Source organism: Micromonospora sp. NPDC005174, assembly GCF_040608495.1.
GTDB lineage: Bacteria > Actinomycetota > Actinomycetes > Mycobacteriales > Micromonosporaceae > Micromonospora.
Genome location: NZ_JBEXIJ010000014.1, coordinates 13,523 through 36,569 on the forward strand (window position 1 = coordinate 13,523; position 23,047 = coordinate 36,569).

Sequence of the window (23,047 nt, forward strand, 5' to 3'; positions counted from 1 at the left end):
GATGACCGTCACCCTGGGCACCCCACTCACCGACGCGCCCGCCGGGATCCTCGTCGACCCGACCGAACCGGCCGTACGTCGACGCGCACGGCCGGGACCCGGTCTGCTCGCCGCCGGGGCGTACCTCGTCCTGCTGGTCGTCGCCATGGCCTGGCCGGCGGCGCTGGCCCCCGGCGACCCGCTCGCGGCCGATCCGCTCGCCGTGCTGCGTCCGCCCGGTGCCGGGCACTGGTTCGGGACCGACCACCTCGGCCGCGACGTCCTGACCCGGGTGGTGCACGGCGCCGGTCACTCGCTCACCATCGGTGTGGCCGCGACCGCGATCGCGGTGACCGGTGGAGTGCTCCTCGGCCTGCTCGCCGGGCTCACGCACCGGGTCGCCGACGAGGCGCTCAGCCGTACGTTCGACGCGCTGTCGGCGTTCCCCATGCTCCTGCTGGCGCTGCTGTTCATCGCCATCGCCGGCCCCGGAACCGCCAGCCTGATCGTCGCCATCGGCATCGCCACCCTCCCACACCACGCCCGTGTGGTCCGTGGTCAGACGCTCGTCGTGCGCCGCTCCGGCTTCGTCGAACAGGCCGTCACCTTCGGGCAGTCCCGGCCTCGGCTGGTGCTGCGGCACGTGCTGCCCAATGTGGTCGGCCCGGTGCCGGTGCTCGCCGTGATCGGGCTCGGTGAGGCGATCCTGGCCGCCGCCGGGCTCAGCTTCCTCGGCATGGGCCCCCAGCCGCCGTCGCCGGAGTGGGGCGCGATGCTCTCCGAGGGACGCAACTACCTCCAGGTGGCCTGGTGGATCAGCATCGTCCCCGGCCTGGCCGTCACCGCCACGGTGGTCTCGCTGACCGTCGTCGGCCGGCACTGGCAGGCCCGCTTCGACGGGCGGCGACGCTGATGGGCCCGCTGGTCACGGTCGAGGACCTGCACGTCGACTTCGACACCCCGACCGGCCAGGTGGCCGCGGTGCGTGGGATCAGCTTCACCGTCGAGCGTGGCGAGTGCGTGGCCGTCGTCGGGGAGTCCGGCTCCGGCAAGAGCGTCACCGCCCGTACCCTCGTCGGTCTTGCCGGCCCGGGCGCGCGGGTCCGCGCGGCCCGGCTCGAGCTGGCCGGCGAGGACGTGCGGACGCACCGCCCCCGGGACTGGCGGCGGGTCCGGGGCCGCCTCGCCGGGCTGGTCCTGCAGGACGCGCTGGTCTCCCTCGACCCGCTGCGCACGGTGGGTGCCGAGGTCGGCGAGGTGCTCGCCACCCACGGCATCGTCGGCCGACGGGAACGGGCCGGTCGCGTCGCCCACCTGCTCGACCTGGTCCACCTGCCGGAGCCGCAGCGTCGGGCCCGACAGTATCCCCACCAGCTCTCCGGCGGGCTGCGACAGCGAGCGCTGATCGCCTCGGCGATCGCCGGGGAACCGGCGCTGCTCATCGCCGACGAGCCGACCACCGCGCTGGACGTCACCGTGCAGGCCCAGATCCTGCGGCTGCTCGCCGAACGGCGGGCCGCCGGCGTGAGCCTGCTGCTGATCAGTCATGACCTGGCGGTGGTCGCCCAGGTCGCCGACCGGGTCCTGGTCATGCGCGACGGTCGCATCGTCGAGGACGGACCCACCGGCCGGCTGCTGCGGGCACCGGAACACCCGTACACCCGGCAGTTGCTGGCCGCGGTGCCGTCGGCGTCGTCGCGGGGTCGCCGCCTCGCCGCGACGGCCACGGTCGTGGGTGCCCGGGCGACCCTGCCCGCCCGCGGCGAGGTCCGCCCCGACGACCTGGTACTCGACGCACGCGGGCTGACCAGGAGGTACGGCGAGCACACAGTCGTCCGCGACGTCTCCTTCTCCGTCGCCCGTGGCGAGACGCTCGGGCTGGTGGGGGAGTCGGGGTCTGGCAAGAGCACGGTGGCGCGGATCGTCGCCGGTCTGCTCGACCCCGACGCCGGCACCGTCACCTTCGAGGCAATGCCGTGGTCCGCCGCCCGCGAACGGACCCGCCGCCCGATGCGCCGCCGGCTGCAACTGATCTCGCAGGACCCGCTCAGCTCCTTCGACCCCCGCTACACGGTTGGCCAGGTCATCGGGGAGAACCTCGACCCCGACGTCGACCGGCGGGACCGGCGCGACCACGTCGTCGACCTGCTGCGTCGCGTCGGTCTCGGGCCGGACCTGCTGGACCGGCACCCCCGACGGCTCTCCGGCGGGCAGCGGCAGCGGGTGGCCATCGCCCGCGCCATCGCCCCCCGACCGAGTCTGATCATCTGCGACGAGCCGGTCTCGGCGCTCGACGTCTCCGTCCAGGCGCAGGTCCTCGACCTGCTGGCCGAGCTACGCGCCGCCGACGGCACCGCGCTGCTGTTCATCTCCCACGACCTGGGCGTCGTGCACCACCTGAGCGACCGCGTGCTGGTGATGCACGACGGCACGGTGGTCGAACAGGGTCCGGTCGGCGACGTCTTCACCTACCCCCGGCACGACTACACCCGATCCCTGCTCGACGCGCTGCCCACGCTCGTCGCCGCCGGCCGACCGCAGGAGGAACGCCCATGACCGGAAAGACCCTGCACCTGGCAGTCGCCCTCGACGGCCTCGGCTGGCATCCCGCCGCCTGGCGTCTGTCCCGCGCCGACGCGTGGGCACCGCTCACCGCACGCTACTGGGCGGCCCTCGCCGGGGAGGCCGAACGCGCCACCCTGGACCTGCTCACCGTCGAGGACAGCCTCGACCTCCAGTCGACGCGACCGGACGGCCCCGACGGCCGGGTCGACCAACTCCGCGGCCGTCTCGACGCGGTGCAGATCGCGGCGCGGTTGGCCCCGCTGACCCGGCACATCGGGCTGGTGCCGACCACCAGCACCACCCACACCGAACCGTTCCACCTCGCGACCGGCGTGGCCACCCTCGACCACCTCAGCGGCGGCCGGGCCGGCTGGCGACCCCGGGTCTCCGCCCGGCGCGCCGAGGCCGGTCACTTCGGTCGCCGGGAGATCCCCGCCCTGGATCCGACCCGGCTCGACCACCCGGAGGTCGTCCGACTCGTCGGTGACCTCTTCGCCGAGGCCGGCGACGCGGTGGAGGTGGTCCGCCGCCTGTGGGACAGCTGGCAGGACGACGCCGAGATCCGGGACGTCGCGAGTGGACGCTACGTCGATCGGGAGCGGCTGCACTACATCGATTTCGTGGGTCGGTGGTTCTCCGTCAAGGGCCCCTCCATCGTGCCCCGCTCGCCGCAGGGTCAGCCGGTCGTGGCCGCGCTGGCCCACTCGTCGGTGCCGTACGCCTTCGCCGCCCGGCACGCCGACGTCGTCTTCGTCACCCCGACCGACGCCGCGCACGCCGCCGCGATCGTCGCCGAGGTCCGGGCGGCCGAGGCGGCCGTCGGCCGGACCGAACCGCCGCTGCGCGTGTTCGCCGACCTGGGTGTCCTGCTCGACGAGTCGCCGACCCTCGCCCGCCGGCGCGGCGCCCGTCTCGACGAGCTGCACGGCCAGGAGTACCGGTCGGACGCAGCCACCTTCACCGGAACAACGGCCGACCTGGCGGACCTGATCGCCAGCTGGCAGCACTCCGGTGTGGACGGTTTCCGGCTTCGACCCGCCGTGCTTCCCCACGACCTGACCCTGATCACCCGTGCGCTGGTGCCCGCGCTGCGGGGCCGTGGTCTGTTCCGCGTCGGATATCCCGGCGGGACGCTGCGTGACCTGCTCGGCCTGCCCCGACCGGCCAGCCGGTACGCCGTCGCGGCAACCGCCTGATCTCTGGAGACCGTCATGCCGAAGCAGATCATCCTGGCCGCGCACTTTCCCGGCGTGAACAACACGACGGTGTGGAGCGACCCCGACTCCGGTAGTCAGATCGACTTCTCGTCGTTCGTCCACCTGGCCCGTACCGCGGAGCGTGGCACGTTCGACTTCCTCTTCCTCGCCGAGGGGCTGCGCCTGCGCGAGCAGCGTGGCCGTATCCACGACCTGGACGTGGTGGGCCGCCCGGACACGTTGACCCTGCTGGCCGCCCTCGCGAGCGTCACCAGTCACCTCGGGCTGGCCGGCACCCTGAACACCACCTTCCGCGAGCCGTACGAGCTGGCCCGCCAGTTGGCCAGCCTCGACCACCTCTCCGGCGGGCGCGCCGCCTGGAACGTCGTGACCACGTCCGACGCGTTCACCGGGGAGAACTTCCGCCGGGGCGGTTACCTCGACCGCTCCCTGCGCTACGAGCGGGCCGCCGAGTTCGTCCGGACGGCCCGCGAGTTGTGGGAGTCCTGGCCGGCCGAGGCGATCGTGGGAGACCGCGACGGCGGACGGTACGTGACGGAGGCGGACCCCGGCGCGTTCGCCCACCACGGCGACCAGTTCGACATCGCTGGGCACTTCACCGTGCCGCGCAGCCCGCAGGTGCACCCGGTGATCCTCCAGGCCGGTGACTCGCCTGACGGACGGGAGTTCGCGGCGTCCAGCGCCGACGCGATCTTCTCCCGGCACGGCACGCTGGAGGACGGCCAGAAGTTCTACCGGGACGTCAAGTCCCGGCTCGCCCGGCACGGCCGCCACCCCGACGACCTGAAGATCATCCCCGGGGTCACCTTCGTGCTCGGCGACACCGACGCCGAGGCGCAGGAACGCGCCCACCACATCCGCCGCCAGCAGGTCAGCCCACAGACCGCGATCCTGCTGCTCGAACAGCTGTGGAACCGGGACCTGTCCGCGTACGACCCGGACGGCCCGCTGCCCGCCGAGGACCCGGACGTGAGCGCCGACGCGATCAGCCGAGGCCGGGCCGGCATGTACCCGGACCCGCTCGACACCGCCCGTCGGTGGCGTGCCCTGGCCGAGGAGAAGAGCCTGGGAATCCGCGATCTGATCATCGAGGTGACCGGCCGGCAGTCGTTCGTCGGCACCCCCCGGCAGGTCGCCGACCGGATGAACCACTTCGTCCAGTCCGACGCCGCCGACGGGTTCATCCTGGTGCCACACCTGACCCCGCGCGGTCTCGACCAGTTCGTCGACCAGGTCGTCCCACTGTTGCGGGAACGCGGCGTCTTCCGCACCGAGTACACCGGCACCACCCTGCGCGACCACCTCGGTCTCGGCCCCGCCCGCCCGTCCGGCCGCGTCGGTGCGGCGTGACCACGCCCGTCACGGTCTGCCGCCGGCGGTGGGACGACCCGGACGCCACAGCCCTGCGGTCGGGAATGACCGCCGAACTGCGCCACCGGTACGCCGACCGTCCCGCCGACCCCATCCACCTGCCCACGGCCCAGGTGCTCACCCCGACCTCGGTGGCGTGGACAGGCGTGGCGTACACGGCCGACGCCACGCCGGTCGGGCACGCCGCCATGCGGTGGCACGGCGCCGACCTGGAACTCAAGCGGATGTACGTCCCGCCCGCCCACCGGGGGCGCGGCATCGCCGAGAGTCTGCTCGACGCGGCCCGGGAGGCCGCCGGTCAGCTCGGCGCGGTACGGATCGTGCTACAGACCGGTGACCGCCAGCCCGACGCGATCCGCCGGTACGAGCAGGCGGGCTACCGGCCCATCCCGGTCTTCGCCCCGTACGACACCCTGCCCTACTCGCGCTGCTTCGCCCTGGCGGTGCGCCGCCCCATGATCTCAGTGCCGGAAGCGACGGTCCCCGCATGAAGTTCCTGCTGATCACCCTGATCACCCACCTGCCCGACCCGGTCACCGGTCGACGCCCCAGCACCAGCGAACGGTTCCGGGAGGTGGTCGACACGGCTGTCCTCGCCGAGGAACTCGGCTTCGACGGTTACGGCGTCGGCGAACGGCACGAACGGCCCTTCATCTCCTCCTCGCCACCGGTGGTGCTGAGCCACATCGCGGCCCGTACCTCCACCATCCGCCTCTTCACCGCCGTCACCACGCTCAGCCTGCTCGACCCGGTCCGCGCGTACGAGGACTACGCGACCCTCGACCACCTCTCCGGCGGCCGACTCGAACTGATCATCGGCAAGGGCAACGGCGCCGCGCAGGCGCAACTGTTCCACGTCACGGCCGAGGATCAGTGGGACCGGAACCGGGAGGGCTACGAGCTGTTCCGTCGGCTCTGGCGGGAGGACACGGTCACCTGGTCGGGAACGTACCGGCCGTCGCTGACCGAGGCCGAGACCTGGCCGCGCCCGCTGCAACAGCCCATCCGTGTCTGGCACGGCAGCGCCACCAGCCGGGAGTCGGTCGACCTGGCCGCCCGGTACGGCGACCCGATCTTCTCCGCGAACGTCACCAACACCAGCGAGCCGTACGCCGAACTGATCCGCCACTACCGGGACCGCTGGGTGCACTACGGCCACGACCCGGCCGACGCCCTGGTCGGCGCCGGTTCGGCCGGCTTCTACGTGACGCGCACCTCGCAGGAGGCGATCGAGCGGTACCGGCCGATTTTCGACGCCCGGGTCGCCGCATTCCGGCGGTTCGGCCTGCCGACGGTCTTTCCCAGCATCGAGGACGCCATCGAACGCAGCTCGATCCTGGTCGGCAGCCCGCAGCAGATCGTCGACAAGGTGCTGCGCTACCACGAGGAGTTCGGCCACGAGGTCATGCACCTCCAGGCCGATCACGACGGGCTGACCGACAAGCAGCACCGGGAGAGCCTGGAGCTGTTCCAGGCCGAGGTGGCGCCGGTGCTGCGACGAGAGATCCCCAGCCGCCCCTTCGCGCCGGCGGTCACCGCCACGCCGGCGGTCTGACAAGGAACGGGAGACCACCATGCCATCGACGCCACTGTCCGTCCTCGACCTGTCGCCGGTGCCCGCCGGGGGCACCGTCGCCGACGCCCTGCGCAACACCGTCGACCTGGCCCGCCGGGTCGAGCAGTCCGGCTACCACCGCTACTGGCTCGCCGAGCACCACCTCGCCACGGGCGTCGCCAGCTCGGCGCCCGCAGTCCTCATCGGGCAGGTTGCCGCAGCCACCAGCGTGCTCCGCGTCGGCTCCGGCGCCGTCCAGCTCGGTCACCGCACGGCCCTGTCGGTCGTCGAGGAGTTCGGCACCCTCGCCGCGCTGTACCCCAGGCGGATCGACCTCGGACTCGGTCGTTCCGGGCAGCGGCGCGTCGAGGCGGCCCGGGCACCCACCGCGCCTCCGAACGTGCCGCCCGTCGAGGCCCGGGTCGTCGACGGTCTGCTGATCCCGCCGCCGTTCTCCTACGCCAGCGTGCTCGCCTCACCGCGCTTCGCGCTGGCCAGCGCACTGCTGCACCAACCGGGCGCGCAGCCGCCGGCCTTCGCCGACCAGGTGGCCGACGTCCTGGCCCTGCTGCGCGGCGACTGGACCGACGAGAACGGTCTGGACGCGCACGCCGTACCGGGGGAGGGCACCGACCTCTCGGTGTGGCTGCTGGGCAGCAGCGGTGGCGAGAGCGCCCAACTCGCCGGCGCGCTCGGCCTGCCGTTCGCCGCGAACTACCACGTGAGCCCCTCCTCGGTGCTCGACGCGGTGACCGCCTACCGGGCCGCGTTCCGACCCTCGGCGGTGCTGGCCCAGCCGTACGTGGTGGTCTCCGCCGACGTGGTCGTCGCCGACACCGACGAGGCGGCACGTCGCCTCGCCGCGCCGTACGGGCCCTGGGTACGCAGCATCCGCAGCGGTGACGGCGCGATCCCGTTCCCACGCCCGGAGCAGGCCGCCGCGCTGCCGTGGACCGACGAGGACCGCGAATTCGTCGCCGACCGGGTGGACACCCAGTTCGTCGGGTCGCCCGGGACGGTCGTCGAACGGCTGCGCGTCCTGCGTGACGTCACCGCCGCCGACGAACTGCTGATCACCACGATCACCCACGCGCACGGCGACCGGGTCGGCTCGTACGAGCTGCTCGCCAAGGAGTGGCGGGACTGACGACGTCCGCGCCGGTGCGGGATCGTCGACTATCGAAGGTCCTGCGGTCCGCGCGGGACGTCCCCGCGCAGGGTGATGCGATGCATGACCCGCCGTTCGGACCCGTAGTCGCGGTTGGCGTAGTGGGCCGTGCTGCGGTTGTCCCAGAGTGCCACGTCGCCGGGGCGCCAGCGGTGCCGCACGATGTGCTCCGGCTTGGTGAGGTGGGCGTAGAGCAGGTCCAGGATGGCCCGACTCTCGACGTCGGAGACCCCGACGATGTGCGAGGTGAAGCCGGGGTTCACGAAGATTCCCTTTCGGCCGGTCTCGGGATGTACCCGGACCACCGGGTGCTCGACCGGGTCGAGCCGGGACACCGGCTGGCCCTCCCACACGTTGCCCCCGCGTTGGGCCAGGTAGTAGCCGAACTCGCGGGTGCCGTCGTGGACGGCGGTGAGGCGGTCGACAAGTCGTCGTACGGGCGCACTGAGCGAGTCGTACGCCAGCTGCGCATCGGCCCAGTTGGTGTCGCCGCCGGTCGGTGGGAGGGTGACCGCCCGCAGGATCGAGCCGAGTGGCGGCCGCTTCATGAAGGTGACGTCGGTGTGCCACACGTCGGCGAAGCCATTGTCGGTGCTGTCCAGGGCGTACACCTCCGGGTGGGCTGCGTCGACGCCACCGACGACCGGATGCGAGGCGGTCAGTTCGCCGATCCGGCGTCCCAGGCGTACCTGAGCGTCGTCGTCGAGGTGCTGGTCGCGGAGGAAGAGCACCTTGCGGTCGACCAGGGCGGCGCGGAGAGCGACGATCTCCTCGTCGCTGGCGGTGGCCAGGTCCAACCCGTGCACGAGGGCACCGAAGTGTGGCCCCAGCGGTTCGAGGTCGAGCTGCACGAGCACGGTGGTCATGTGGATGCTCCTTCGCTTCGGACGGCGTGCCCGATCTCGGCTCGCAGTGCGGCGTACTCGGGCAGGCCCCGCAGGTCGTCCGGTGTGACGCCGGTGCGCGGCAGGTCGATGGGCAGGTCCAGGACGATCCGGCCGGGGCGCGGGCTGAGTACCACGACCCGGCTGCCCAGAAAGACGGCCTCGTCCACACTGTGGGTGACGAACACCGAGGTCCGACCGGTTACGGTGCTGACCGCGCGCAGGTCCTCCTGGAGGCGCTCCCGGGTCAGCGCGTCGAGCGCGGCGAACGGTTCGTCGAGCAGCAGCAGCGGACGGTCCGCGGCGAGAGCGCGGGCGATCGCGACTCGCTGCTGCTGACCGCCGGAGATCTGCCAGGTACGGCGCCTGGCCACATCGGGTAGGCCGACCCGGGCGAGGAGCCGACCGACACCGTCGGTGGGCTGTCCGGCGTAGCGCAGGGCCGACTCGATGTTGCCGCCGACGGTCATCCACGGGAACAGGCGGGGCTGCTGGAAGACCAGGCCGGCCCCGCGCCCCGGAACCGGCGGCAGCCCCGCGGTCAGGACCGTCCCGGTGGTGGGCCGCTCGAAGCCGGCGATCAGCCGCAGCAGGGTGCTCTTGCCGCAGCCGGAGGCGCCGACCAGGACGAGGAACTCACCCGTCGGTACGGTCAGGTCGAGCGGACCAAGGGCGATGACGTCGCCGTACGCGTGCTCGACGTCGTTGACGGCGATCGCGGCCGTCCCGCCAGGGTCAGCCGAGGACATCCGGAAGCCCTTCGGCGTAGATGGCGGCCTGGACGGTCGCCAGGTCCGGCACGGCGTCGATCTTCTGCTGGGTCTTGAGGAACTGTGCCGCGCTGACGAGGTTGTCGGCGAGTTGGCCCTTGGCTGCCGAGGTGCCGAGCCATGCGGGGCTGGCCAGGTCCGCGGGCTTGAGGAAGACACCCTGCGAGAGTTGCCGCTGTGCTTCCTCCGGGCTGAGGTTGAGCTCGACGCCCACCGATTTCGCGGCTGCGGCGGGGTCGTTGTGGATCAGGTTGAGGGCCTGGGACTGCGCTTTACGCCAGGCGTCCACGGCGGCGGGGTGTGCCGTGACGAAGTCGGTGGCGACGACACCGAGGTCCAGGGTGGGCTTGCCGGCGGTGGCCAACTCGCGACTGGTGACCAGCACGGTGCCGGTCTTCCTGAGTTCGTCGAGCGACGGCAGCCAGGAGTAGGCGGCGTCCAGGTCTCCGCGGGTCCAGGCGGCCTGGATGTCCTGCGGTTCCAGGTCGACGATGGTGACGTCGGATTCCTTGACGCCGGCGCGGTCCAACGCGGCCAGCAGGCTGTAGTGGGCGGTGGAGGCGAACGGGGTCGCCACCTTCTTGCCGCGCAGGCCGCTCACGTCGGTGACCCCGGAGCCCTTGCGGGCGACAAGTGCCTCGTTGTCGCCGGCGACGTCGAGCACGAAGGCGACCTGGTACGGGATGTTCAACGGTGCGGAGAGCCCGCGGGCGACCGGACTCGATCCGATCGCCGCGATGTCGACGCTGCCGGCGACGAACGCGGTGTTGATGCTGGCGCCGGAGTCGAACTTGGTCCAGGTGATCTGGTAGTCGGGTAGGGCCTTCTCCAGCAGACCCTGGTTCTTGACGATGAGGTCACCGCTCGGGAACGCCTGGTAGGCGATCCGGATGCTCTTGCGGTCCGGGTCGCCGCCGCCGCTGGCGGCACCGTCCCCGCAGGCGGTGGGCAGCAGCAGGGTGGCGGCGGCCACGAGGCTGAGAATCTTGCGCATCTGTTGTTCTCCTATAGCTGGCCGCGCCACGGGATCAGCCGGCTCTCGGCGGTCCGCAGCAGGGCATCGATGAGCAGGCCCGACAGGCCGATGGCGAAGAGACCGAGGACGACCACGTCGGTCTGTGAGTAGCGTTGGGCGTCGCGGATCATGCCGCCGATGCCGGGAACGCCGTTGATCGTCTCCGCGGCGACCACCGAGGAGTACGCCACTCCGACGGCGATCCGGATCCCGGTGAAGATTTCCGGTAGCGCGTTGGGCAGCACCACGTCGCGGATCACCCGTGCGCGGCTGGCGCCCAGTGCCTGCGCGGCCTCCACCAGACCGGTCGGCGCGGAGTGGACGGCTGCCGCGGTGGCGACCGCGACCGGGGGCAGCGCGGCGATGGAGAGCAGCCAGAGTTTGGGCGTCTCGTCGATGCCGAACCAGATGATGAAGAGGCTGAAGTAGGCCAGGGGTGGGAGCGCCCGGATGAAGGTGACGACCGGCTCGACGACCACCCGGATCCAGCTGACCGTGCCCATGACCACGCCAAGGAGCACTCCGCCGGCGACACCGATGACGGAGCCGATCAGAATGCGGCGCAGGCTCACCCCGAGGTGCTCGATGAGCAGGCGTCCGCTGTAACCACGGATGCCGTCGTGGGTGGTCGACGTCTGGATGAGTTGGTGCCACACCGCGCCGGGCGAGGGGATGAAGGTGGGGTTTCTGGTGGCGCGGGCGGCGATCTCCCAGAGCGCGTAGAGCACGACGAGGGCGAGGAGCCGGAGCAGGACCCGGCGGCGGCGTCCGCCGTGCGGTGTCGCTGCGGCAGGGGTCGCCGCTGGCGCGCCGATCGAGGTGTCCGCGGCAGGTGGCGCGGGGACCGTGGTAGTCACCTACTTTTCCTATCGCGTAGATAGGAAATGAGCAAGGGGGAGATCGAGGGGTGGGAGAGCGGTGGGTCCGCCCAGCGGGGTCGTCCGCCGTCACCGGGGGCCGAGCGGCTGCGCCGGAGTCACTGCGGCGTGACCCGTCGTCGGGTTAGGGCGGGTCGGCGGCCGCCGTCGCCTGCCGCAGGGCAGCGTACGTCTTGAGGGTGTCGGGGTGATCGGGTCCCAACAGCCAGCGCTGCGCAGCGAAGGCCTGCGTCAGCAGGGCGACGGCATCTGTTGAACGACCAACGGTGAGATACGCACCGGCCAGCTTGAACCGCGAGTGCGACGTGTCGGGATGGTCCGGGCCGAGCAGCGCCAGCCGGCTCGCGAGGGTCGCCTCGTAGAGCTCGATCGCCTCGGCCGGTCGATCGGCATGCTCGTACCCGCCGGCCAGGTTGTGCTGCGACTGCAGGGTGTCGGGGTGGTCCGGGCCGAGCACCCTCACTCGGGCCTCGAGATTGCGTTCGTAGAGGTCGATCGCCTCGGACAAGCGGCCGACCGCGCGATAGCAGCCGGCGAGGTTGTTCCGCGAGCGCAGGGTTTCGGGGTGTTCGACACCGAGGATCTGTTCGCGGTGTGTCAGAGTCTGCTCAGCCATGGCGATCGCCTCGTCGTGGTGTCCGAGTTCTCGCAGACCGACCGCGATGTTGCTCGCGACATCGAGAGTTTCCGGGTGGCTGGGGCCGAGGCGCTGCTCGCGGGCCTGCAGAACGGCGCGGGCGGTGGCGATCGCCTCCACGAAACGGCCGGTGGACCAACACCCGCCGGCGACACCGTAGAGCGACGTGATGGTGTCGGGGTGGTCCAGGCCGAGGGTGCTCTCACGTAGCTGCAACGAGTGACGGTACAGCGCCAGGGACGCCTCGTATCGGCCCTGCCCGCGGTGATACGAGGCGCCGCGCATGAGCACCTCGGCGGTGCGGTCGGCTGTCTCGGCGCTCAGCGTCTCTGCGTGCTCGCCTCGCAGGCGCGCCGCCAGGGCGTCGATGTGCGGGGCCAGCTGCGCCCACCGAGGCCACTGGGCGACGGTGGTCTCCGGGTCGCCGACGGGCTGGGCCACCTGCAGCAGCGCGACGGCGTCCGCCAGCGACCGCTCGCCGGGCTGGCTGAGGCGGATCACCGTCTGCACCAGCCGATGCATACCGATGGCCGGGCCCGACCGGCTGATCAGGCTGTAGGACGCCGCGGTGGTCAGGGCCTCCTCGACCGACAGCGCGTCGGCCAGCGGATTGAACAGATCTACCGGGATGTGATCGGCACCGAGATAGGCCGCGACGCCGAGCAGGCGGGCGGCGAGCGGATCGTCGGCGGTCACCGCGTCGAGAGACACCTGCCAGGTGCGGGCCACGAGATCGTCGCTCGGGTAAGCCATCGCTGGCGCGCCCAGGATGCGGCTCGGCTGTTCGGCGAGCCAACGGCGGTATTGCGCGATGCTCACGTGCGGCCGCTCGACGAGGTACGCGGCGGCGTGGGCCAAGGCGAGCGGCAGGCCGCCCAGCTCGTCGACGAGCAGTTCGGCCTCGGTCCGCTCAGCTTGCCGGCCGGTGCGGCGCAGCAGCAGATCGAGGCCGATGCCGGCGGTCAACACCGGGAGCGCCAGCGGCGCGAGGCTCAACGTGCTCCAGTCCAGGTAGCGGCGGCTCGTGACGATGACCCGTCCGTTGGACCCGGTCGCCAGGACCGGTTCGATCGCGGCGAGATCGACCACGTTGTCGAGGACCAGCAACCAGCCGTCGTGCGTGGCGAGCCACCGACGTGCCCAGGCAGCCGTGTCGTCGACGCTCGTCGCCGCAGACCACTGCGGGGCGAGGGTACGGGTCAGCGCGGCCAGCCCGGTGGCGATGTTCTCCGCCGAGTCGGCGCTGATCCACCACACCGGGTTGTATCGCTGCCGGTGTACGTCGGTGAACTGCAGCGCCAGCTCTGTCTTGCCCACCCCGCCGAGACCGTGCACGGCCGGGCCGATCACCAGTCCCCGGTCGGCACCGCCGAGAATCTCATCCAGATGCCCCAGCGCGTCGTCGCGGCCCAGGAACAGGCCGGCGGGGCGGCGGGGCAGGTTCGACACATCGGCCGGAGCGGGCCCTGCGCTGGCGGCGATTGGCGGGCGAGCGCCGTGCAGGCTGTCCTGCTCCCGGTGCTCCTGCAACGCTTCCCAGGCGAGGAGGAAGTCGTTCGGGTCCTGGCCGCAGTACGAGACGTAGGCGATCACGGTGTCCCATGTCGGCAGCACGTCGCCACCAGCCGCCTCGGACAGAGCCGTCCGGGAGCGGCCGGTGTGCCGGGCCATCGCCTGGTAGGTCGGATTTCCTGCCCGCCCGCGCAGCGCGCGTAGGGCGGCGGCGAAGGCGTGCAGAGGACTGAGCTCCGGAAACAGGGCGCGCTCGGGGCGGGGCATGCAGCGCTCCAAGTACTCGACCGGTCGATTGCCGTGACGAGATGGTAACGGTTGGTAAGACCGCCGCCACCCTGGAAGGATCGACGAACGCGGAACGGTCTGGCGTCCGTACGCCCGACATGCCACGGTGTGCGCCGGTGACGGGACCAGCATCCGCCCGTGACCCCCATATCCGCCGGTGCCGGCGGTTTACTCGTCCAACACGGCGTCGGCGAACCTGGTCACTGACGTCAGCCAGAGGTCGGGGCAGGCCCGGTGGGCGCAGTGCCCGCCGTCAATCTCGACGAACCGATCCGCTCCGACCAGCCGCCGGAGTCGGGTCCGCGACGCCGACAGCGCGCCACCGGTGCCGGCGGGTGGGGTGAGCACTGCGATTGGCGCAGCGGCGTCCGTGACCAGCTGGCCAAGGTTCCAGCGCGGCCGGCTGGCGACTGCGGCCCTGATGCCGGCCAGGTCGGCCGCGCTGGCCCCGTCCACGGCACTGGCGACGTCCTCGTCGGCCCACCGCGGATGCAGCCGTCGGACCCGCCGCAGCGCCGCATCCCGGTCTGCGGGCGGTACCTCCCAGGCGTCGGGCATCCGGTCCGGCGGGTCCTCGAGTACCAGGGCCCGGACCCTCCGCAGCCGTCCCGCCGCGAGCAGAAGTGCCACGACCGCACCCAGGCTGTGCCCGGCGAGCAGGTCGATTCGCTCCGGTAACCGCTCGGCGGTCAGCGTCGCGAACCGCCGCAGGCTGAACGGACCGTCCAACCGGGGCGCGTCGCCGTGGCCGGGCAGGTCGATCGCGTACACCCGCCAGCCCTGACCGGCCAGCGCCGGCCCGATCCGCCACCAGGTCGCCGCGGTAGCCATCGCCCCGTGCAGCAACACGACCGTGCCCCGTCCGGTCCCGTCCGGTTCCCACAACACGTGCACACGACCTCCGTCGTCGGGCCGTTCTGGTCCATCGGCGGTCACCACGCTGCCGTCCGCGGCCGGTTGTCCGCCGCGATACCCGGACAACGACGGCCGTCCGTAGAACTGGACGCACTGGCAGATCCACCTCGGAGGAAGCCTCATGCGAACCGCACCACGAACCGGACCGGCGATCGGACGACGTGTCGCCATCGCGGCGACCGCACTGTTCACCCTGTTGCTCGTCCCGACGCTGGCGACCGCCGCGCCGCCCTCCATTCAGGCCCCGCGGCCACCCAGCGGTACCACTGATGAGCCCTCGGCCGCGGTGCCCGACCGGGAGCGCGACAAGGTGCTGCCCCGCGGCTGGCGCTCATCCGACGACCGCATCATGATCACCAGCGGCGACGCCGCCGGCCTGCACGTGCTCGTCGCCGACCAGAGCGCCGGCTATGCCTGGCGTACCGTCGCCACGCTGGCCGAGCCGGGCTTCGACGCCGATCAATGGATTGGCAACGCGTGCGTCACTGGCTCCGGTCGGCGGGCCTTCGTCGTCTACGCGCCGCGAACCTTCGCCAACGACACCAGTCTGTTCGACCGCGGCGCGTTCACCGCCGTCGTCGATCTGCAGACGGGTGCGGTGACGAAGCTGCCCAGCCTGTCCACGCTTGCGTACTTCAGCCCCGGTTGCGGTGCCGGCGAGACGGGAGTGCTCACCCGGTTCCGCGACGACGAGGTGCAGGGCGCGGCCCAGACCCGGCTCAGTGTCGTCAGTGCGACGGGTCAGGAGGCGATCCGCGAAATCTCGCTCGACGGAACGATCACGTCGGCCGTGCCGGTCAAGGCCGGTCTGGTGGCGGCCAACGGCGCGCGGCTGGTCCGCATCCCGGACAAGGGCGCCCCGATCGGCCTCGTCCGGACCACAAATGTGCCGTTCGACCTGAGGGCCGACGGTTCGGGTGCGGTCGTCTACACGGAGCGGTCAGGGGACCGGGTCCGGATCAACCGAACCTCGGCCCGGCCTGGCGCGGCGGCTTCGCTGCTGGCCACCGGCGTCGCCGGCAGCGTCGGCCCGCTCTCGCCGGTCGGCGGCCGCGTGTTCCTCGCCGGTACTCCCGACACGGTCGGCAGGCTGCCGACCAGCGTGCTCCGCACGAAGGCTGGCCGCTTCGCGCCACTGTCCAGCCGAGGCCACTTGACGGTCACGAAGCTGAAGCAGCAGCGACCGGGCAGCGCCGGCGCCGATCCGGGCGGGTCTCGTTCGCTGCGCATCGACGCCGAGGTCGTGGCCAGCGGCCAGCGGGTCAGCTTTGCGGTGGCGCCCACCAAGGCGGCGGGGCGGTCCGCCGAACACCCGATCATGGCCGGGAGCGGTGCTCGGGGTCTCGTCGCGGGCTCGCCGACCGACCCGGTCGACGCCGACCGGACCTGCTCGGTGCCGCGCAACGATCCGCGCACCCAGGTATACCAGCCGACGCCCCGGCAGGTCGAGTGGGCGGCCGATCAGGCGGTCACCGGGCACCTGACGATGACCCGACCGGCCAACTGGCGGCAGTCGGGCCTGCCAGCGTGGAGCCCACAGGGGATGTTCCCGCGGCCGGCCCTCGCTGGCGGGGGACGCGTCCCGGTCCAGGTGCTGCTCGGCATCCTGACCCAGGAGTCGAACCTGTGGCAGGCGTCGAGTGTCGCCCTGCCTGGCGCGACCGCCAATCCGCTCATCGGCAACTTCTACGGTCGCGAGCTGTACAACCAGAACACCGGCGATGACTGGATCATCGATTGGAGCAGCGCGGACTGTGGCTACGGGGTCGCCCAGGTCACGGACGGCATGCGTCTGGGTGATCCGGCCCGCACGGCGAACCAGCAACGGGCAATCGCCCTGGACTATGCCACCAACATCGCGGCTGGGCTGCGGATCCTGGTGGCGAAATGGAACGAGACGCGCGCGGCTGGGCTGATCGTCAACGACGGCGATCCGGCAAACATTGAGAACTGGTTCTTCGCCGTGTGGGCGTACAACTCGGGCTTCCATCCCGAGGCCGACGCCGGCCAACCCTGGGGGGTGGGCTGGGCGAACAATCCGGCGAACCCGCGCTATCCGGCCGACCGGCTGCCGTTCCTCGAGTACGCGTACGCGGACGCCGCCCACCCGCAGTACTGGCCGTACGAGGAGAAGGTCCTCGGCTGGGCGGGCCACCCCATCGACTCGGTGGTCGCGCCGGACACGATGATCGCCGGCTACCGGGCCGCATGGTGGACGACGGAGGCGAACCGGGAGACGGCGAAGCCGCCCGTCGACCAGTTCTGCGACAGCTCCAACGACTGCCACCCCGGAATGGTCTTCGTCCCGAACGATCCATCGGTGGCCGGCGAGCCGGCCGGTCCGTGCGGACACCGCAACGCGTCCGGGAAGTACGACCTGCAGTGCTGGTACCACCAGTCCACCGCCTGGAAGGACTGCAACACCGATTGCGGGTACGAGCTCCTGCGGTTCGATGAGACGTACCCTGAGCAGCCGGATGGCGTGAGCTATCCGCCCAACTGCGCGCTGGCGGGCCTGCCAGCCGGCGCCCTGGTCATCGACGACGTCGCCGACTCGGTGCCCTCGGTGCGCACCTCGTGTGGCCACCCCTGGATCAACCAGGGCACCTTCGGCCTCACGTTCGCCGCCGACGGCTCGGGCACGTACCCGTCGAAGGTGGACTTCCACCAGATCGGTGGCGGCTTCGGCGGCCACTTCTGGTTCGCACGCACGCGCCAGAGCGGCGAGGCGCAGATGAAGGTCACCGGCACCTGGACCCTGAACCGGTCGTTGTCGGGCTGGGCGCGGGTGATGGTCCACATGCCGGACCATGGGGCCCACACGCAGCAGGCGAGGTACGAGATCGACCTCGGCAACGGCACCAAGACCCGAGTCGTGCTGCAGCGGACCCTGCAGAACCGTTGGGTGTCGCTCGGGGCGTTCCCCTTCGCGGGGGTGCCACGGGTCCGGCTCAGCTCGCAGACTCTGGACGGCACCGGCAATGACGACATCGCCTTCGATGCCGTCGCGTTCCAGCCGCTGCCCGGCAAGCCGCACGATCAGGTCGTCGCACTCGGAGACTCGTACTCGTCCGGAGAGGGCGCTTCGGTCACCGGCGGTGGTGACTACTACCGCGAGACTGACAACAACGGCGGCGACGAGGCCACCCGCAACGCCTGCCATCGCTCGCGCAACGCCTGGAGCCGCAAGGCGGTACTCCCGTCGTCGTCGCTGCCGATCGGCATCCGGGCCGACGCCTGGGACACCTCGATGGACTACCACCTGCTGGCCTGTTCGGGTGCCTGGACCAACGGCGTCATGCCGCTGCTGCCCTACCGCCCCGGGCCGGATGACAAGCACGTGGAGCAGTACGGCGAGCTCAACCAGCTCGACCGTGGATTCGTCGACGAGAACACCACGCTCGTCACGCTCTCGGTCGGCGGCAACGACGCCCTGTTCAGCGACATCATCAAGAAGTGCATCGCGGACCTCTTCCATGACTGCCAGGACGAGACGCTCGACGGCGAGACCCAGCCGCTGAGGGTCACCGAGCCGCAGCTGCTGAATGCCGTCGAGCCCAAGGTGGCCGAGGTTCTACGCCAGATCCACGTCAAGGCGCCGAACGCCAAGGTCCTGCTCATGGGATATCCCAGGCTGATCGACAACGACGGCGTCTGCCTCGCCGGCGTTGCGGGCATCGGCATCAGCCCGGCCGAGACGCAGTGGCTGGCCCAGATGGGTCAGCTGCTGGATCAGCATCTGGCTGCTGCTGTTGCCACGGCGAACGGCCAGGGCACGCGATGGGCCTGGTACTCCGACCCCAACGACGAGTTCGCCGGCAAGGGTGCCTGCGGCTCACCCGAGTCGATCCACGGCGTGGTGATGGCCAAGACGCCCGGTGACAGCCCTGGGATGAGCGCGTCGCAGCAGTCGTTCCACCCGAAGAACGAGGGCACGACCCTCTACGCCCAGGCCATGAACCAGACCGTGCCCGCCATGGGCATGTAACGGAAGCGAGGAAATGCCATGAACCACTCTCGATTCATCAGTCTGCTGGGCGCCGTCGCCCTCGGCCTGTCTGGCACCATCGCGGTCGGCTCACCGGCCCTTGCGGTGAGCTGCTACGGCGACTACTGCTCGGGCCAGGACCCGGAGGCCTCGGGCTGCAGCGCGGACGCCACGACCACGGCGTCGGCCCGGATCTGGGGCACCTACTCCTACATCGAGTTGCGCTGGTCGCCGACCTGCAAGACGAACTGGGCCCGCGTGCCCGCCTCGTGGGGAACCTCGTACCCGTCGCAGGTGCAGGCATTCCAGTGCGCCACCGGCTACAACCAGTCCGGTGTCTCAGCCTCGAACGCCTCCTACTCCTGGAGCCGGATGATCTATTCACCCAAGCTCGGTGTCAGCGCCCGGTGGACCGGCGCCCCGGGCTACACCAGCACCGCGTGCGCGTGAGAGGGACCGCCAGCATGCGCACACGTACTCGGACCATGGCGTTGTTCGGTGTGGCACTGGTCGCACTGTCCGGGGTCGTCGTCGCCCCCGCACCGGCCCGGGCGGTTGGCTGCTGGGGCGACTACTGCTCGGGCCGCGACCCGGAGGAAACCGGCTGTGGCGCGGACGCGGTGACCGTGGCTTCCGGGCCGATGTGGGGTACCTCCGGCTCCTACGTGGAGTTGCGCTGGTCGCCGACGTGCAGGGCAAACTGGGCGCGGCTTCCCGCTGTGTATGGCACGAATGAGCCGCAGGCCCTTGTGGCCTACCAGTGCCCGACCGGCTACCAGCAGGTTGGCGTCTCGGCCTCGAACTCGACGTGGTCGTGGAGTCGGATGATCTACTCACCGTACAAGTCGGTTCGGGCGCTCTGGAATGGCGGCCCGGGCAGAGGCGCTACGGCCTGCGTGTGATCGACAGCGCCCTCCGACGGCCCTGAGGGGTCGCCGGAGGGCGCTGCCCGGCTGGTGTCCGTCAGAGGTGGTGGAGACCCTCTGTCAACTGGTGGATGACGTGCCACGGTGCTTCGTCGGCGGTGGGTCGGGGAAAGCCGCCGTGCCGGAAGGTCCAGTTCAGGTAGCCCACCAGCGGCATGCGAGCCTCGCCCACGAAGTGCGCGTCGGCGGATGCGTCGGGAAGGATGATGCCGTACGGACCGCCGCCGCTGACGTTGTCCTTGTGGAAGTGATCGGGCGCGACGGGCAGGAGGAATGGTTCATCCGGGTCGTCCTGCCACGCCTCGATCTCCTCCGCGAAGTACTCGCGGATGTCGCTGTCCGGGTAGCGGGAACCCGCCAGCTCCAGCACGAGCGGGTCGGCCGCAGCCGAGTTGGGCCACTGGGGGTGCGTTCCCACCAACCACACGTCGCCCACGATGCGGATCCACGACGAGAGCGTCATCGGAAGTGCGCCCAGACGCTGTTCCAGCCAGTGAAGGAGCTCTTCCGCCTCCGCGCCGGGTGGCGTGTATGGCTCTGTCGGAGTCTGGTCGTCGTCGTTCTGGTGGAATCGGTAACCCTGCTCGCGTAGGCGCGCGACCAGGGTTTCGATGTTGCTCCGTGCCCGGCGAGCCATCTCGTCGCACACCGCCTGCGCCTCCGGGGCGAAGTCTGGCTCGCGGACGCGGTCACCAAGCTGCCGCATCTCATGCCATACATGATCTTCTTGCCCGGCGACGTAGCGGTTCAGCCAGTCCAGGTGCTGAGTCATCGTGATCATGGTGCCGCAGGTGATCTTTTCACGCAACGGTCCGTGCGGCAGGCGCGTCCAACCGACGGCCCCTTTGTCATACCTGGGTAACTGTGCCGAACTGCCGCGAGCGGAGCTACTCGCGATCGTGTAGCCAGTCCTGGTACCAGTCGGCAAAGTCGGCCTCGGAGCTGAGGCCACCGTCGGCGGCTCGGTCGTCGAACCAGACTTGGCCTCGGGCTGGTCCCGTGATGATCAGGCGGTGGAAGGCGCCGCAGCCGAATTCGGCGATTATCAGCGAGCCAGCGATTTCTCGTTCATCGAAGTATTCGTCCTCGGTCATCAGGTCGACTGGTCCGGGGACGCACGGGTCTGGCACGTGGTAAGCCGGGTTCCATGCCTGGGTGTGAGGGAAGGGGGTGGCAAGATAGCCAGGCCGGTGACGCGCTTCTCGCTCGTGGTCGCGCAGACCGTCGCCGTCGAGAGTGAATAGGCCGTAGTGTGGGCCCGCGCCGCCGTTTCCGACCTCCCGAAGGAAGCTGCGGTAGGCGTCCGGCAACGTGATGTGGTGGTGGCACTCGAACGCGGCCAGGTCGGCTTCGCTGAGAGTGGCCCCGAGCTGGTATCGATGGCGCCGCGCCCCGGAGCGTCGGAGTTCCGGGTCTTCAGCTCGCATAACTGCAAGGCGGGCTTGGATGTCCTCAACGTCCCACATGTTCCTCATCCTGGTGCGGTGCTGTCAGCCTACGGCTGCTTCTGCCGGTGGCGCGATGGCACCTTTGAACGTGGGCACTCCCTTCTGCTGGCCTTGGATCGAGCGACCGCTTGGTAGTCGTGTGAGGCACCTCGGCCAGAACCCGGTCACCGTCGAGTTTGAAGGGCGGTACCGGCGGCTTCGACCACCAGCACTCGTGAGCGTGCGCGCGAGTCGGGTCTGCCCGGCAGAACCGGACAGACCCCGAAGCTCCCGCGTCGAATCACGGAATCATGCGGCTCACATCAGCCCGTGCAGGGCGTCGTGATCGTCTCCTCGCCTGAGACATTCCCCCCGTAAATCCAGCCGTACGGCGCCGCTCCTCCGACACTGACGTAGTACCACCAGTTTCCCGAAGAGTTCTTGAACCTGCACCAGCCGCCGAGTCACCAAGCCTCGCCGCTGGTTTCCGACACCGACAAGGATCTGACCTGTGCGGAACGGTTCCGCACACGCCACCCTGACCACCGCCTGCGGCGTGTGCGCGAAGCTCGTGCCGGCGTCGCCGCACGGTCGACGCGGCGTAGGGGCTGTTGTGCGAGATGGACGGTGGGCGGTCATCGAGCCGCTGTCGCCGGTACGGGTTCCGGTGTGCTGGCACGACCACCTGGGACTGTGAGCCGATCATCGAGAAGCGGGAATCAGGGCTGCCGAAGTCGCGGAGCCGTGGAGTGTGGACCAGTCCCGACTACACCCGGCTTGGACAGGAATGCAGGGACACCCTCAACGCTTTCTGACAGGTTCCTGACACCCGGTCCGTAGGTTCTCGCGCATGACGACACCGGAACGCCGATGGTGGGGCGAGGGCAGACGCGCCTCGATCATGCTGACGTCGGCAATGCTTGTCCTCGGAACCGCCATCTCCCTACCGAGCGCGGCCGCCGCGGCTGCCTCGTCGACTGTCGGCAGGGCAGCGAACGTGGCAACGCATGCGCAGGCGGTCAACGCCGCCGAGCGGCAGGCGGTCCTCGACTACTGGACATCGGAGCGGCTCGCGGCGCTGAACGAGCCCCTCTCCGGCAACCCTGCGACGAGTGGACCCGACGGTGCTCCCTGGACCCGGTCCAACGCCGTGGCGTCGACGGTGGGCCGACTCTTCTTCACCAGCCAGGGCGAAGACTCCAGTTGCACGGCGACCGTTGTCGACAGCGCCAATCGAAGCACCGTGGTGACGGCCGGGCACTGCGTGCACAGCACCGATCTTCTCGGTGAGAACGGCGAGTGGGCGACGAATGTGATGTTCGTACCCGGCTATCGTGAGGGTCGGGCACCCTACGGCACGTTCGTCGGACGCATCGGAGTCGCCGATTCGACCTGGTTGCGGAACAACGGCCAGGACCCGAAGTTCGACTCGTACGACCAGGCCTTCGTGGTGCTCCACAAGAATGAGCGTGGCCAAAGGGTGCAGGATGCGGTCGGGGCGGCGCAGAGCGTCGGCTTCGACCTGCCCGGAGCGCAGCTCGTCTTCCAGTTCGGCTACCCTCGCGCCGCGTCGGACCCTGCCCGGGACGGTCTTCCGGAGTTCACGGGGCGGCGGCTCGCCTACTGCACGGGCCAGGCCAGCGAGGATCCCGGCAGCACCGACTGGCCCACTCCGAAGGGCCAGTGGGGCGCCGCCTGCGTGATGGGTGGTGGTTCCAGTGGCGGTCCGCGCATGGCCCGATTCGATGTCGTGTCCGGCCTGGGAACCGTGGTGGGCGTGAACACCTGGTCCGATTTCCTCGACAACACCGGCACGGTGTGTGAGCGCGGCGACGAGGCCTGCACCCGTCACCTCATCGGCCCCCAGTTCACCTCGGCGATCACCAGGCCGCTCTATGACCGCGCCCAGCGCGCCTAGGGTCTGCTTCGTCAGCAGCCGTGCTGGCTGACTC

Annotated in this window: 19 protein-coding genes; 11 read left to right on the forward strand and 8 right to left on the reverse strand. The window is 70.7% G+C overall.

What is annotated here, in order from left to right:
• The first annotated feature begins 1 nt into the window (after position 1).
• From ABZU91_RS17055 to ABZU91_RS17085, 7 genes are read left to right on the forward strand one after another with little or no spacing between them, the layout of a single operon-like run.
• Entirely contained in the window at positions 2-892 is an 891-nt protein-coding gene (locus ABZU91_RS17055) for an ABC transporter permease (RefSeq protein WP_355240752.1), read from the forward strand.
• Positions 892-2,535, forward strand: a complete 1,644-nt coding sequence (locus tag ABZU91_RS17060; protein WP_355240755.1) for an ABC transporter ATP-binding protein — start codon at positions 892-894, stop codon at positions 2,533-2,535. Before ABZU91_RS17055 ends, ABZU91_RS17060 begins: the two co-directional genes overlap by 1 nt.
• Positions 2,532-3,740, forward strand: a complete 1,209-nt coding sequence (locus ABZU91_RS17065) for an LLM class flavin-dependent oxidoreductase (protein ID WP_355240758.1) — start codon at positions 2,532-2,534, stop codon at positions 3,738-3,740. Before ABZU91_RS17060 ends, ABZU91_RS17065 begins: the two co-directional genes overlap by 4 nt.
• A gap of 15 nt (positions 3,741-3,755) precedes the next feature.
• On the forward strand, positions 3,756-5,111 hold the full coding sequence (locus ABZU91_RS17070) for an NtaA/DmoA family FMN-dependent monooxygenase (protein ID WP_355240761.1): 1,356 nt from the start codon (positions 3,756-3,758) through the stop codon (positions 5,109-5,111).
• Positions 5,108-5,623, forward strand: coding sequence for a GNAT family N-acetyltransferase (locus tag ABZU91_RS17075; RefSeq protein ID WP_355240764.1), 516 nt, complete (start codon positions 5,108-5,110; stop codon positions 5,621-5,623). The genes ABZU91_RS17070 and ABZU91_RS17075 overlap by 4 nt, the downstream gene beginning before the upstream one ends.
• Positions 5,620-6,687, forward strand: a complete 1,068-nt coding sequence (locus ABZU91_RS17080; protein WP_355240767.1) for an LLM class flavin-dependent oxidoreductase — start codon at positions 5,620-5,622, stop codon at positions 6,685-6,687. Before ABZU91_RS17075 ends, ABZU91_RS17080 begins: the two co-directional genes overlap by 4 nt.
• 19 nt (positions 6,688-6,706) lie before the next feature.
• Complete coding sequence (locus ABZU91_RS17085) at positions 6,707-7,834, forward strand: LLM class flavin-dependent oxidoreductase (protein ID WP_355240770.1); 1,128 nt, start codon at positions 6,707-6,709, stop codon at positions 7,832-7,834.
• 29 nt (positions 7,835-7,863) lie between these two features.
• On the opposite strand, the gene ABZU91_RS17090 is transcribed toward ABZU91_RS17085, so the two are convergent.
• From ABZU91_RS17090 to ABZU91_RS17115, 6 genes are all read right to left on the reverse strand, one after another.
• The gene (locus ABZU91_RS17090) at positions 7,864-8,721 is read right to left on the reverse strand and encodes a TauD/TfdA family dioxygenase (RefSeq protein WP_355240773.1); all 858 of its coding nucleotides are present in this window, start codon (positions 8,719-8,721) and stop codon (positions 7,864-7,866) included.
• Positions 8,718-9,488 carry an ABC transporter ATP-binding protein gene (locus ABZU91_RS17095; RefSeq protein ID WP_355240774.1) on the reverse strand — a complete coding sequence of 257 codons (771 nt, stop codon included), beginning with the start codon at positions 9,486-9,488 and terminating at the stop codon, positions 8,718-8,720. Before ABZU91_RS17095 ends, ABZU91_RS17090 begins: the two co-directional genes overlap by 4 nt.
• Complete coding sequence (locus ABZU91_RS17100) at positions 9,475-10,503, reverse strand: ABC transporter substrate-binding protein (RefSeq protein ID WP_355240776.1); 1,029 nt, start codon at positions 10,501-10,503, stop codon at positions 9,475-9,477. Before ABZU91_RS17100 ends, ABZU91_RS17095 begins: the two co-directional genes overlap by 14 nt.
• Positions 10,504-10,514: 11 nt before the next feature.
• Positions 10,515-11,381: an ABC transporter permease gene (locus ABZU91_RS17105; protein WP_355240779.1), complete on the reverse strand. Its 867-nt coding sequence runs from the start codon at positions 11,379-11,381 to the stop codon at positions 10,515-10,517.
• Between the two features lie 145 nt (positions 11,382-11,526).
• Positions 11,527-13,971 (reverse strand): tetratricopeptide repeat protein, encoded by a 2,445-nt coding sequence (locus tag ABZU91_RS17110; protein ID WP_355240782.1) that lies wholly within the window; start codon positions 13,969-13,971, stop codon positions 11,527-11,529.
• Positions 13,972-14,007: 36 nt separating this feature from the next.
• Positions 14,008-14,733, reverse strand: coding sequence for an alpha/beta fold hydrolase (locus ABZU91_RS17115; RefSeq protein ID WP_355240784.1), 726 nt, complete (start codon positions 14,731-14,733; stop codon positions 14,008-14,010).
• Between the two features lie 142 nt (positions 14,734-14,875).
• Between ABZU91_RS17115 and ABZU91_RS17120 the strand changes: the two genes are divergently transcribed.
• Genes ABZU91_RS17120 through ABZU91_RS17130 form a run of 3 tightly spaced genes read left to right on the forward strand, consistent with a single transcriptional unit; the run spans position 14,876 to position 19,644 of the window.
• Positions 14,876-18,742, forward strand: coding sequence for a hypothetical protein (locus tag ABZU91_RS17120; protein ID WP_355240787.1), 3,867 nt, complete (start codon positions 14,876-14,878; stop codon positions 18,740-18,742).
• Between the two features lie 18 nt (positions 18,743-18,760).
• Positions 18,761-19,192: a DUF2690 domain-containing protein gene (locus tag ABZU91_RS17125; RefSeq protein ID WP_355240790.1), complete on the forward strand. Its 432-nt coding sequence runs from the start codon at positions 18,761-18,763 to the stop codon at positions 19,190-19,192.
• A gap of 14 nt (positions 19,193-19,206) precedes the next feature.
• Positions 19,207-19,644: a DUF2690 domain-containing protein gene (locus tag ABZU91_RS17130; protein ID WP_355240793.1), complete on the forward strand. Its 438-nt coding sequence runs from the start codon at positions 19,207-19,209 to the stop codon at positions 19,642-19,644.
• A 61-nt stretch (positions 19,645-19,705) separates the two neighbouring features.
• Here ABZU91_RS17130 and ABZU91_RS17135 read toward each other — a convergent pair whose 3' ends face one another.
• On the reverse strand, positions 19,706-20,440 hold the full coding sequence (locus ABZU91_RS17135) for a hypothetical protein (RefSeq protein ID WP_355240796.1): 735 nt from the start codon (positions 20,438-20,440) through the stop codon (positions 19,706-19,708).
• A gap of 115 nt (positions 20,441-20,555) precedes the next feature.
• Positions 20,556-21,134: an SMI1/KNR4 family protein gene (locus ABZU91_RS17140; RefSeq protein WP_355240798.1), complete on the reverse strand. Its 579-nt coding sequence runs from the start codon at positions 21,132-21,134 to the stop codon at positions 20,556-20,558.
• A gap of 811 nt (positions 21,135-21,945) precedes the next feature.
• Between ABZU91_RS17140 and ABZU91_RS17145 the strand changes: the two genes are divergently transcribed.
• Positions 21,946-23,013, forward strand: a complete 1,068-nt coding sequence (locus ABZU91_RS17145) for a hypothetical protein (protein WP_355240801.1) — start codon at positions 21,946-21,948, stop codon at positions 23,011-23,013.
• Positions 23,014-23,047: the final 34 nt, after the last annotated feature.

Coding starts and splice junctions, on each gene's coding strand:
- ABZU91_RS17135 (WP_355240796.1), bottom strand. CDS start 20,440: ATGACTCAGCACCTGGACTGGCTGAACCGCTACGTCGCCGGGCAAGAA.
- ABZU91_RS17095 (WP_355240774.1), bottom strand. CDS start 9,488: ATGTCCTCGGCTGACCCTGGCGGGACGGCCGCGATCGCCGTCAACGAC.
- ABZU91_RS17145 (WP_355240801.1), top strand. CDS start 21,946: ATGACGACACCGGAACGCCGATGGTGGGGCGAGGGCAGACGCGCCTCG.
- ABZU91_RS17125 (WP_355240790.1), top strand. CDS start 18,761: ATGAACCACTCTCGATTCATCAGTCTGCTGGGCGCCGTCGCCCTCGGC.
- ABZU91_RS17080 (WP_355240767.1), top strand. CDS start 5,620: ATGAAGTTCCTGCTGATCACCCTGATCACCCACCTGCCCGACCCGGTC.
- ABZU91_RS17070 (WP_355240761.1), top strand. CDS start 3,756: ATGCCGAAGCAGATCATCCTGGCCGCGCACTTTCCCGGCGTGAACAAC.
- ABZU91_RS17060 (WP_355240755.1), top strand. CDS start 892: ATGGGCCCGCTGGTCACGGTCGAGGACCTGCACGTCGACTTCGACACC.
- ABZU91_RS17055 (WP_355240752.1), top strand. CDS start 2: ATGACCGTCACCCTGGGCACCCCACTCACCGACGCGCCCGCCGGGATC.
- ABZU91_RS17090 (WP_355240773.1), bottom strand. CDS start 8,721: ATGACCACCGTGCTCGTGCAGCTCGACCTCGAACCGCTGGGGCCACAC.
- ABZU91_RS17110 (WP_355240782.1), bottom strand. CDS start 13,971: ATGCTGGTCCCGTCACCGGCGCACACCGTGGCATGTCGGGCGTACGGA.
- ABZU91_RS17120 (WP_355240787.1), top strand. CDS start 14,876: ATGCGAACCGCACCACGAACCGGACCGGCGATCGGACGACGTGTCGCC.
- ABZU91_RS17140 (WP_355240798.1), bottom strand. CDS start 21,134: ATGTGGGACGTTGAGGACATCCAAGCCCGCCTTGCAGTTATGCGAGCT.
- ABZU91_RS17065 (WP_355240758.1), top strand. CDS start 2,532: ATGACCGGAAAGACCCTGCACCTGGCAGTCGCCCTCGACGGCCTCGGC.
- ABZU91_RS17085 (WP_355240770.1), top strand. CDS start 6,707: ATGCCATCGACGCCACTGTCCGTCCTCGACCTGTCGCCGGTGCCCGCC.
- ABZU91_RS17100 (WP_355240776.1), bottom strand. CDS start 10,503: ATGCGCAAGATTCTCAGCCTCGTGGCCGCCGCCACCCTGCTGCTGCCC.
- ABZU91_RS17130 (WP_355240793.1), top strand. CDS start 19,207: ATGCGCACACGTACTCGGACCATGGCGTTGTTCGGTGTGGCACTGGTC.